Source organism: Streptococcus sp. HMSC070B10, assembly GCF_001808665.1.
Lineage (GTDB): Bacteria > Bacillota > Bacilli > Lactobacillales > Streptococcaceae > Streptococcus.
In genome coordinates, this window is the sequence record NZ_KV794154.1 from 1 (window position 1) to 4,846 (window position 4,846).

The 4,846-nt window shown below is 50.1% G+C and carries 1 tRNA gene and 3 rRNA genes; all 4 read left to right on the top strand.

The features are described 5' to 3' along the window. Positions 1–1,503, top strand: a 16S ribosomal RNA gene (locus tag HMPREF2613_RS04855); the annotation flags it as partial. Positions 1,504–1,554: 51 nt separating this feature from the next. Further along, positions 1,555–1,627 (top strand) — tRNA-Ala (locus HMPREF2613_RS04860). Between the two features lie 124 nt (positions 1,628–1,751). Beyond that, positions 1,752–4,653 (top strand): 23S ribosomal RNA (locus tag HMPREF2613_RS04865). A 76-nt stretch (positions 4,654–4,729) separates the two neighbouring features. Continuing rightward, a 5S ribosomal RNA gene (gene rrf, locus HMPREF2613_RS04870) occupies positions 4,730–4,845 on the top strand. Position 4,846 lies beyond the last annotated feature (1 nt).

The window sequence follows — 4,846 nt, forward strand, 5'->3', positions numbered from 1 at the left end:
TGCCTAATACATGCAAGTAGAACGCTGAAGGAGGAGCTTGCTTCTCTGGATGAGTTGCGAACGGGTGAGTAACGCGTAGGTAACCTGCCTGGTAGCGGGGGATAACTATTGGAAACGATAGCTAATACCGCATAATAGTAGATGTTGCATGACATTTGCTTAAAAGGTGCAATTGCATCACTACCAGATGGACCTGCGTTGTATTAGCTAGTTGGTGGGGTAACGGCTCACCAAGGCGACGATACATAGCCGACCTGAGAGGGTGATCGGCCACACTGGGACTGAGACACGGCCCAGACTCCTACGGGAGGCAGCAGTAGGGAATCTTCGGCAATGGACGGAAGTCTGACCGAGCAACGCCGCGTGAGTGAAGAAGGTTTTCGGATCGTAAAGCTCTGTTGTAAGAGAAGAACGAGTGTGAGAGTGGAAAGTTCACACTGTGACGGTATCTTACCAGAAAGGGACGGCTAACTACGTGCCAGCAGCCGCGGTAATACGTAGGTCCCGAGCGTTGTCCGGATTTATTGGGCGTAAAGCGAGCGCAGGCGGTTAGATAAGTCTGAAGTTAAAGGCTGTGGCTTAACCATAGTACGCTTTGGAAACTGTTTAACTTGAGTGCAAGAGGGGAGAGTGGAATTCCATGTGTAGCGGTGAAATGCGTAGATATATGGAGGAACACCGGTGGCGAAAGCGGCTCTCTGGCTTGTAACTGACGCTGAGGCTCGAAAGCGTGGGGAGCAAACAGGATTAGATACCCTGGTAGTCCACGCCGTAAACGATGAGTGCTAGGTGTTAGACCCTTTCCGGGGTTTAGTGCCGCAGCTAACGCATTAAGCACTCCGCCTGGGGAGTACGACCGCAAGGTTGAAACTCAAAGGAATTGACGGGGGCCCGCACAAGCGGTGGAGCATGTGGTTTAATTCGAAGCAACGCGAAGAACCTTACCAGGTCTTGACATCCCTCTGACCGCTCTAGAGATAGAGTTTTCCTTCGGGACAGAGGTGACAGGTGGTGCATGGTTGTCGTCAGCTCGTGTCGTGAGATGTTGGGTTAAGTCCCGCAACGAGCGCAACCCCTATTGTTAGTTGCCATCATTTAGTTGGGCACTCTAGCGAGACTGCCGGTAATAAACCGGAGGAAGGTGGGGATGACGTCAAATCATCATGCCCCTTATGACCTGGGCTACACACGTGCTACAATGGCTGGTACAACGAGTCGCAAGCCGGTGACGGCAAGCTAATCTCTTAAAGCCAGTCTCAGTTCGGATTGTAGGCTGCAACTCGCCTACATGAAGTCGGAATCGCTAGTAATCGCGGATCAGCACGCCGCGGTGAATACGTTCCCGGGCCTTGTACACACCGCCCGTCACACCACGAGAGTTTGTAACACCCGAAGTCGGTGAGGTAACCTTTTAGGAGCCAGCCGCCTAAGGTGGGATAGATGATTGGGGTGAAGTCGTAACAAGGTAGCCGTATCGGAAGGTGCGGCTGGATCACCTCCTTTCTAAGGATAAGGAACTGCGCATTGGTCTTGTTTAGTCTTGAGAGGTCTTGTGGGGCCTTAGCTCAGCTGGGAGAGCGCCTGCTTTGCACGCAGGAGGTCAGCGGTTCGATCCCGCTAGGCTCCATTGGTGAGAGATCACCAAGTAATGCACATTGAAAATTGAATATCTATATCAAATAGTAACAAGAAAATAAACCGAAAACGCTGTAGTATTAATAAGAGTTTATGACTGAAAGGTCAAAAAATAAGGTTAAGTTAATAAGGGCGCACGGTGGATGCCTTGGCACTAGGAGCCGAAGAAGGACGTGACAAACGACGATATGCCTTGGGTAGCTGTAAGTAAGCGATGATCCAGGGATTTCCGAATGGGGGAACCCAACAGGTACTACCTGTTACCCGCATCTGTTAAGGATGTGAGGAGGAAGACGCAGTGAACTGAAACATCTAAGTAGCTGCAGGAAGAGAAAGCAAAAGCGATTGCCTTAGTAGCGGCGAGCGAAACGGCAGGAGGGCAAACCGAAGAGTTTACTCTTCGGGGTTGTAGGACTGCAATGTGGACTCAAAGATTATAGAAGAATGATTTGGGAAGATCAGCCAAAGAGAGTAATAGCCTCGTATTTAAAATAGTCTTTGTACCTAGCAGTATCCTGAGTACGGCGGGACACGTGAAATCCCGTCGGAATCTGGGAGGACCATCTCCCAACCCTAAATACTCCCTAGTGACCGATAGTGAACCAGTACCGTGAGGGAAAGGTGAAAAGCACCCCGGGAGGGGAGTGAAATAGAACCTGAAACCGTGTGCCTACAACAAGTTCGAGCCCGTTAATGGGTGAGAGCGTGCCTTTTGTAGAATGAACCGGCGAGTTACGTTATGATGCGAGGTTAAGTTGAAGAGACGGAGCCGTAGGGAAACCGAGTCTGAATAGGGCGAATTAGTATCATGACGTAGACCCGAAACCATGTGACCTACCCATGAGCAGGTTGAAGGTGCGGTAAGACGCACTGGAGGACCGAACCAGGGCACGTTGAAAAGTGCTTGGATGACTTGTGGGTAGCGGAGAAATTCCAAACGAACTTGGAGATAGCTGGTTCTCTCCGAAATAGCTTTAGGGCTAGCGTCGACATTAGAGATTCTTGGAGGTAGAGCACTGTTTGGGTGAGGGGTCCATCCCGGATTACCAATCTCAGATAAACTCCGAATGCCAATGAATTATGGTCGGCAGTCAGACTGCGAGTGCTAAGATCCGTAGTCGAAAGGGAAACAGCCCAGACCACCAGCTAAGGTCCCAAAATAATTGTTAAGTGGAAAAGGATGTGGGGTTGCACAGACAACTAGGATGTTAGCTTAGAAGCAGCTATTCATTCAAAGAGTGCGTAATAGCTCACTAGTCGAGTGACCCTGCGCCGAAAATGTACCGGGGCTAAAACAATTTACCGAAGCTGTGGATACCTTTATAGGTATGGTAGGAGAGCGTTCTATGTGTGAAGAAGGTGTACCGTGAGGAGTGCTGGAACGCATAGAAGTGAGAATGCCGGTATGAGTAGCGAAAGACAGGTGAGAATCCTGTCCACCGTAAGACTAAGGTTTCCAGGGGAAGGCTCGTCCGCCCTGGGTTAGTCGGGACCTAAGGAGAGACCGAAAGGTGTATCCGATGGACAACAGGTTGATATTCCTGTACTAGAGTATGTAGTGATGGAGGGACGCAGTAGGCTAACTAAAGCAGACGATTGGAAGTGTCTGTCTAAGCAGTGAGGTGTGAACTGAGTCAAATGCTTAGTTCTATAACATTGAGCTGTGATGGGGAGCGAAGTTTAGTAGCGAAGTTAGTGACGTCACACTGCCAAGAAAAGCTTCTAGCGTTTAAACATACTCTACCCGTACCGCAAACCGACACAGGTAGTCGAGGCGAGTAGCCTCAGGTGAGCGAGAGAACTCTCGTTAAGGAACTCGGCAAAATGACCCCGTAACTTCGGGAGAAGGGGTGCTGACTTTAAGTCAGCCGCAGTGAATAGGCCCAAGCAACTGTTTATCAAAAACACAGCTCTCTGCTAAATCGTAAGATGATGTATAGGGGGTGACGCCTGCCCGGTGCTGGAAGGTTAAGAGGAGTGCTTAGCGTAAGCGAAGGTATGAATTGAAGCCCCAGTAAACGGCGGCCGTAACTATAACGGTCCTAAGGTAGCGAAATTCCTTGTCGGGTAAGTTCCGACCCGCACGAAAGGCGTAATGATTTGGGCACTGTCTCAACGAGAGACTCGGTGAAATTTTAGTACCTGTGAAGATGCAGGTTACCCGCGACAGGACGGAAAGACCCCATGGAGCTTTACTGCAGTTTGATATTGAGTGTCTGTACCACATGTACAGGATAGGTAGGAGTCTATGAGATCGGGACGCCAGTTTCGAAGGAGACGTTGTTGGGATACTACCCTTGTGTTATGGCCACTCTAACCCGGATAGGTGATCCCTATCGGAGACAGTGTCTGACGGGCAGTTTGACTGGGGCGGTCGCCTCCTAAAAGGTAACGGAGGCGCCCAAAGGTTCCCTCAGAATGGTTGGAAATCATTCGCAGAGTGTAAAGGTATAAGGGAGCTTGACTGCGAGAGCTACAACTCGAGCAGGGACGAAAGTCGGGCTTAGTGATCCGGTGGTTCCGTATGGAAGGGCCATCGCTCAACGGATAAAAGCTACCCTGGGGATAACAGGCTTATCTCCCCCAAGAGTTCACATCGACGGGGAGGTTTGGCACCTCGATGTCGGCTCGTCGCATCCTGGGGCTGTAGTCGGTCCCAAGGGTTGGGCTGTTCGCCCATTAAAGCGGCACGCGAGCTGGGTTCAGAACGTCGTGAGACAGTTCGGTCCCTATCCGTCGCGGGCGTAGGAAATTTGAGAGGATCTGCTCCTAGTACGAGAGGACCAGAGTGGACTTACCGCTGGTGTACCAGTTGTCTTGCCAAAGGCATCGCTGGGTAGCTATGTAGGGAAGGGATAAACGCTGAAAGCATCTAAGTGTGAAACCCACCTCAAGATGAGATTTCCCATGATTTTATATCAGTAAGAGCCCTGAGAGATGATCAGGTAGATAGGTTAGAAGTGGAAGTGTGGCGACACATGTAGCGGACTAATACTAATAGCTCGAGGACTTATCCAAAGTAACTGAGAATATGAAAGCGAAAGGTTTTCTTGGTTTGAATAGATATTCAATTTTGAGTAGGTATTACTCAGAGTTAAGTGACGATAGCCTAGGAGATACACCTGTACCCATGCCGAACACAGAAGTTAAGCCCTAGAACGCCGGAAGTAGTTGGGGGTTGCCCCCTGTGAGATATGGAAGTCGCTTAGCT